This window comes from Cupriavidus sp. 05N39, assembly GCF_056397325.1.
In genome coordinates this window covers 21,413-28,093 of the sequence record NZ_JBFTNE010000090.1, presented here as the reverse complement: position 1 = coordinate 28,093, position 6,681 = coordinate 21,413, and the positions used below count along the sequence as shown (strand labels likewise).

At 63.0% G+C, this 6,681-nt stretch carries 3 protein-coding genes and 1 pseudogene; 3 read left to right on the top strand and 1 reads right to left on the bottom strand.

Annotation, left to right across the window (positions count from 1 at the left end; all coding sequences use genetic code 11):
- Nucleotides 1-35 precede the first annotated feature (35 nt).
- Entirely contained in the window at nucleotides 36-1,061 is a 1,026-nt protein-coding gene (locus AC1DN0_RS31475; RefSeq protein WP_441627230.1) for an IS110 family RNA-guided transposase, read from the bottom strand.
- Nucleotides 1,062-1,203: 142 nt separating this feature from the next.
- Between AC1DN0_RS31475 and AC1DN0_RS31470 the strand changes: the two are divergent.
- From AC1DN0_RS31470 to AC1DN0_RS31460, 3 genes and pseudogenes are all read left to right on the top strand, one after another.
- Nucleotides 1,204-2,184, top strand: a pseudogene (locus AC1DN0_RS31470) (Tn3 family transposase); the annotation flags it as partial.
- 487 nt (nucleotides 2,185-2,671) lie between these two features.
- Nucleotides 2,672-5,164 carry a glycogen/starch/alpha-glucan phosphorylase gene (locus AC1DN0_RS31465; RefSeq protein ID WP_477146270.1) on the top strand — a complete coding sequence of 831 codons (2,493 nt, stop codon included), beginning with the start codon at nucleotides 2,672-2,674 and terminating at the stop codon, nucleotides 5,162-5,164.
- 711 nt (nucleotides 5,165-5,875) lie between these two features.
- The gene (locus AC1DN0_RS31460; protein ID WP_477146269.1) at nucleotides 5,876-6,475 is read left to right on the top strand and encodes a type 1 glutamine amidotransferase domain-containing protein; all 600 of its coding nucleotides are present in this window, start codon (nucleotides 5,876-5,878) and stop codon (nucleotides 6,473-6,475) included.
- Nucleotides 6,476-6,681 lie beyond the last annotated feature (206 nt).

Here is a 6,681-nt window from a genome sequence, read left to right as displayed (position 1 = left end):
GTGGGCATCTCCTTCCTTGCAAGCGGTTTTTTGGGCTATGCGGCGGCGCTTCGCGTCATAAAGGTCGAGTCGCTACTGAGCAGCGCCTGGATGACGCGCGCGTTCTTGTTGGCCAGCGCGACTGCCGCGCAGTTGTGCCCCCGTCGCGCAATCAGTTGCTGCAGCCAGACGCTCTGTGGATCGGCTTTTTTCGCTGCATAGCGCAGGACTGCCCGCGCGCCGTGGATGAGCAACGTCCTCAAGTATGTGTCGCCGCGCCGGCTGATGCCGTGCAGTCGAGGCTTGCCCCCTGAGGAGTACTGGCGTGGTACCAGACCGAGCCAGGCCGCCAAATGTCGGCCGTTCCTGAATTGCTTCGCGTCGCCGACCGCGGCGACCATGGCTGTGGCGGTGATCGGACCGATGCCGGGCACTTCCGCGATCTTTTTGCACAGCGCGGAATGCTTCATGAACGACTGGATCGATGTTTCGATCAGGTGGACGCGCTCCTCGATCGCGTGTAGGTGCCGCAGCAGTTCAGTTAGCAGCGTCTGGCAGAACGACGTCAATTCGTCGGCGCTCTTGCTGAGTAGTTCCGGGATCGCGCGCTTGAACGCCTCTGGTGAGCGCGAGATCGTGAGTCCGCGCTCACCGAGCAGGCCGCGCATCTGGTTGATCATGGCGGTACGGTGGCGTATCAAGATCGCTCGCATGCGGTGCGCAGCCTGGATGTCTTGCTGCTCGACCGATTTGACTGTAACGAAGCGCATGGCAGGCCGACTGGCCGCCTCGACGATCGCTTCGGCATCGTTGCGGTCATTCTTATTGGTCTTGACGAAGGGTGAAACATACTGTGGACTGATCAGCCGGACCTCAATGCCGATCGACTGGAAGCGTCTTGCCCAGTGGTGCGCTGTGCTGCAGGCTTCCATAACAACCATCCCCGGCTTCAGTGTACGCACCGCCTCCAGGAGCGAGCCACGCGAGACCTTTGCTCGATGTACGGGCCGTCCGCGGCGGTCGGCGCCATGGAGCTGGAATACCTGTTTGGCGAGATCGATGCCGAGGATGTCGACTTCCATGATGAACCTCCACATGTCAGGTTGATGCCGACAGTGTCCCCCGAAGGGAGGCGTCGGGTCCATCTCAGTAAAATCTGGCGCTGATGCGGAAAAATTCCGTTCAAATCAATTGGTTGAAAATCCATCGAATTCGCTGGACCGCGTTTACGCGCGGAAGTCCGATCATCTTCCCGACCAAATCACGATTCGACTTGGCCGCGCCTGGCAACCCGCTCTGGAGGGACAGGACCGTCAGCGGGCCTTGGCCGCTTTCGAGTGGGGCACGCTATTCGCCCTACGGGTGGCACTGCGCAACGGCTCAGTGTTCCTTGAGCACAGCTTTGCCTTTCGAAGCCAAGCGGCCATCTTGATCGGCGCCAGCGATTGGAAGGCCAAACGCAACCACTTCTATGGCCATCTCAAGCTGCCACAGGATGGTCAGGCATTTCTGGCGCCTGTGATCGCGCATCTGGACGAAAGCCTGGCCAAGCTGCGGGACGCTGTCGTGTGTGGGAAACTCACGATTGACGATGCGATCCACATCGACCCCTTGGTGGCAAGCGCAACGCCCTCGAATGTGGAGACATTGCGAGGCGCACTGTTCGAGCAGCACCCGGGCGGACAGTTGCCTGAGATCCTGCTCGAGATCGACAGCGCCTCGCACTTTAGTTGGCTCTTGCTGGGAAGAGAGCCTCATTCCCGTAGCGAATTGCTATTGGTCTACGCAGCGATACTCGCGCACGGCACATCGATGTCAGCTGCGGATCTCGCCCGAATGGTGCCGGAGTTGTCGCCTCCCGCGATCCGGCAGATGATGCATCGCGTTGCGGACGAACGGAAGCTGCGCCACGCGGCTGAAGCCGTGCTGACCTTCATGCATCAGCACCCAATTTCCCAGCATTGGGGGCGCTCCGATCTGGCCTCTTCAGACATGATGTCGTTGGAAACGACACGTTCTGTCTGGAAAGCGCGGGCCGACCCACGCCGACGGACTGCATCGATCGGGATGTACACTCACGTTCGAGATCGGTGGGGCATCTTCTATGACCAGCCAATTTTGCTAAATGAGCGCCAGGCCGGCGCAGCGATCGAGGGCGTGATCCGACAAGGCGGTTCGGAAGACATAGCGCAACTTGCAGTGGACGGAACGGCGCCCGCCACCTGCCCGATCAGCCTGGCTGACTTCGACGCTGCTCTGAACTGGTTTCTGTGACTCCAGCATCAGGTGGGCTTTGCGCCTTGTTTCGGCAGGCTTGGGCCGACCCAGCGCGCCTAGTAGGTCATCGCAAGGATTGGTTTGCTGGGACATTGATACCTTTTACAGGCTGCGTGCTCACCCGGTAGCCGAGCAAAAAATATGCATACCACGCGAAAAAACTCTACGCGCATGTGAGTCAAACATGCAATCCGTGCACTCGCCCGGCAGAATCTTGTCTAGGATCAGAGACGTGGCGGTGCCGTGTCTGGCCCGCCCCGGCGCGCCAGCTTCTTGCACGCTATCCTGCGCGGCTTGGCCGCGTACGCCGGCGACCGATGCTACCAGGAGGATCCCGATGACGGCAGATTCCGAGTTGAATGCCCCGCCCCCCACGCCGCCTGCCGCGCATTCCGGACACGACACCCGCACCGCGATGTCCAGCGCCACCATACGGCGCGCCTTTCTCGATCACGTGTTCTATACGCAGGGCAAGCTCCCCGGGCTAGCCAGCGGCAACGATCTCTACCAGGCCCTGGCCCATACGGTACGCGACCGGCTGGTGCAGCGCTGGATCAGCACGGCTGAGGCCTACCTTGGCCAGCCCTCGCGTACCGTGGCCTACCTCTCCGCGGAATTCCTGATGGGGCCGCACTTGGGAAGCAACCTGATCAACCTAGGCATTTTCGAAGAAGTGCGGGAAGCCATGTCGGATCTTGGCCTCGATCTGGACGAAATCCTGGCGCAAGAGGAAGAGCCGGGTTTGGGCAACGGGGGCTTGGGTCGATTGGCAGCCTGCTTCATCGATTCTCTCGCCACCCTGGAGACGCCGGCGCTGGGCTATGGCATCCGCTACGAGTACGGCATCTTTCACCAGTCCATCGTCGACGGCGTGCAGGTGGAGAGCACCGACACCTGGCTGCGCAACGGCAATCCATGGGAAATCCAGCGCTCCGAGTGGGCGGTGCAGGTCAAGTTGGGTGGGCACACCGAACGCTACACCGACGACCGTGGGCACTACCGTGTGCGTTGGGTGCCGGACAAGACCGTGGTGGGTGTTCCTTTCGACTCGCCGATCCTCGGCTACCGCGTGAATACCGTGAACACGCTGCGGCTGTGGCGCGCGGAGGCCACCGAGGCCTTTGACTTCAACGTGTTCAACCGGGGTGACTACCTCGGTGCAGTCAGCAAGAAGGTGACCTCGGAAAACCTGACGAAGGTGCTATACCCGAACGACGAGACCTTGCAAGGCAAAGAGCTGCGGCTGGAGCAACAGTATTTCTTCGTTTCGTGTTCGCTGCAGGACATGCTGCGCCTGCTGGATGCGCACGGCATGGCGTTGACGTGCTTTCACGATAAATTTGCGGTGCAACTCAACGACACCCATCCCTCGATCGGCATCGCCGAGCTGATGCGCTTGCTGGTGGACGACCACGGCGTGCCATGGGACCAGGCCTGGGAGATCACCCGGAGCGCCTTTGCCTACACCAACCATACGCTGTTGCCCGAGGCGCTGGAGCGCTGGCCGCTACCGCTGTTCGCGCGCATCCTGCCGCGCCACCTGGAGATCATCTACGAAATCAACGCGCGCTTCCTGGATGAGGTCCGCATCCGTTTCTACGGCGATGAATCGCGCCTGGTGCGCCTGTCGCTGATCGACGAGAGCGGCCCGCGCTACGTGCGCATGGCCCATCTTGCCTGCGTCGGCAGCCATGCCATCAATGGCGTGGCCGAACTGCACTCTCGCCTGATGCAACAAGACGTGCTGAAGGACTTCCACGAAATGTGGCCGGAGAAGTTCTTCAGCGTCACCAACGGTGTCACGCCGCGGCGCTGGATCGCCCTGGCCAACCCGCGCCTTACCAAGCTGGCCTGCGACGCGATCGGTGACAGCTGGATACGCGATCTCTCGGGGCTGCAGGCGCTCGAGCCCTACGCCGACGATCCCGCCTTCCGCCACCAATGGTGTGCGGTCAAGCGTGCCAACAAGGCGGACCTGGCACGCCTGATCCGCGACTGCACCGGCGTGGCGGTCGATCCCGACTCGATGTTCGACGTCATGGTCAAGCGCATCCACGAGTACAAGCGGCAACATCTCGCCRTATTGCATATCGTCGCGCTCTACCATCGCATCAAGTCCGACCCGCATGCCGACATCGCGCCGCGCACGTTCCTGTTTGCCGGCAAGGCCGCGCCCGGCTACCACTACGCCAAGCTGATGATCCGCTTCATTACCTCGGTGGGCGAGGTGATTAACCGCGATCCGCAGGTGCGCGACCGGCTCAAGGTGGTGTTCCTGCCGAACTTCAACGTGACCTACGGGCAACGCATCTACCCCGCCGCCGATCTCTCGGAACAGATCTCACTGGCAGGAAAGGAGGCCTCCGGTACCGGCAATATGAAGTTCGCCATGAACGGCGCCATCACCATCGGCACCATGGACGGCGCCAATATCGAGCTGCGCGAGCATATCGGCGCCGACAATTTCCTTCCGTTCGGCCTGACCGCGTCGGAGGTCTATGCGCTAAAGGCGGCCGGCTACCGGCCGCGCACGTTCTACGATGGTAACGCCGAGTTGCAAGCGGTGATCGGGCTGGCGCGGCAGGGCTTCTTCGCCAAGGGCGACGCGACCGTGTTCCAGCCACTGTTCGACGGGCTGCTGCAGCATGATCCCTATCTGCTGTTGGCGGATTTTGCCTCGTACCTGCATTGCCAGCAGGATGCCAGCGCCGCGTTTGCCGACCAGGAGCGATGGCAGCGCATGTCGGTGCTGTCATCGGCGCGCTCCGGGTATTTCTCGTCCGACCGCGCCATCAAGGAGTATTGTTCCCGGATCTGGCACGTCGGGCCTGTGCCGGTGCCTTTGCTGCAGCAGGCGGCCGACGAACACGCCGCGCAGCGCCGGCGCCGGCGGATCACCCACGCATAACGCCATGCCGGGAGACTCACACTGAATGCTAGTTCGGCGTTGTGGCGCCGCTCTGCGTGGCACTCGCGGACCCGCCACYGCCAGCAAAACGCTGGCCATGGATTGCGCACCGCGCCCGACACCGTCGCCTCCGGAAAATCCGTGTCGCCCTTCCACGTCCTGCCACGCCCATCTCGCGCAGGCGCGTAAAGGCAGTCGAGCGATCCACCGCTCCTGCGGGGCATGGATGTTGCCTCTGGCGATGGCGGAGCCCGTTTTTTTTCGCGCGATGCCGCGTCCGTGCTTGCTTGGTACCGCTGCATGCCCGCCTGCCCCCGTCGCCACCGGAGCAGCAACAGGTTGCGGATGTCCGCAAGGCCAAGGAAGCGGAGGAAACGCAGCGCCAGGTTGACGCCCTGACGCGGGTCCAGGACAACCTAGCCGCGCGCTTTGGCAAGGGCGACGGGTCGGCAGCGCAGACCCCGCCGGCCCAGGCGCCGCAGAGAGGTCGTGGAAGCGCCAGGCAGCCCAGGCCCCAGCGGCGGCACGTCGCCAAGCGCCGAGGCGCACAGTGGCGAAGCGGCGCGTGAATAAGCGGCAGTTGCCCGGCCTGCTTTGCGGGTCTTTGCGGGCATGACAGTTTTACACGCGGGTGCCAAAGCTACACGGTGCTCGGGCGGCTGCCGGCCCCCCTCTACCTCAATGCCTTCCATCCGATTCAAGGAGCCAGAAATGCAGAAGAACCAGGAACGCGTCCCGACCMCGCATGTGGATCAGTCTTCGACCGCACTCGCCGGTAAGCGCGTTGCGCTGCTGGTCACCGACATGTTCGAACAGGTCGAACTCACCGGCCCGCGCCAGGTCTTGCAGCAAGCCGGCGCCACCACCGTGATCGTGGCGCTGCAAGGCGGCGAAGTCCAGGGCGCGCATCACGAGCACAAGGCCGACCGATTCAGCGTGCAGGCTGTGCTCGCCGAGGCACATCCCGATGATTTCGATGCCGTGGTGCTGCCGGGCGGCGTCATGAACGCCGATACCTTGCGCACCAGGCCAGAGGCGCAGCGCTTCGTCAAGAAAATCCAAGATGATGGCAAGCCGATCGCGGTGATCTGCCACGGCGCGTGGCTGCTGGTGTCCGCTGGCCTGGTAAATGGACGCACGCTGACCAGCTGGCCATCGCTGGCCGACGATATCCGCAATGCCGGCGGCGAATGGGTGGACCGCGAGGTCGTCCGGGACGGCAACTGGGTCAGCAGCCGCAAGCCGGACGATATTCCTGCCTTCAACCGGGAGATGGTGGCTTTGTTCGCCGCAGGCGGAAGCGCCCGGTAGGACGGCACGGCCCCGCCGGAGGTGATCGCGCGCAAGCAACGCGAGTTGATGGAGTCGTCCACGGCGGTGGTGCACTCACGGACAACATCCTTGGCCTGCCCTTGATCTGCACGCTCGACGGCGCGCGCACGGCGAAGAATCGTCGATATGGGCGCGTCGTACGCCACGCCACGCCACGCGACGAGACCGGCCTGGACCTGAGGCCG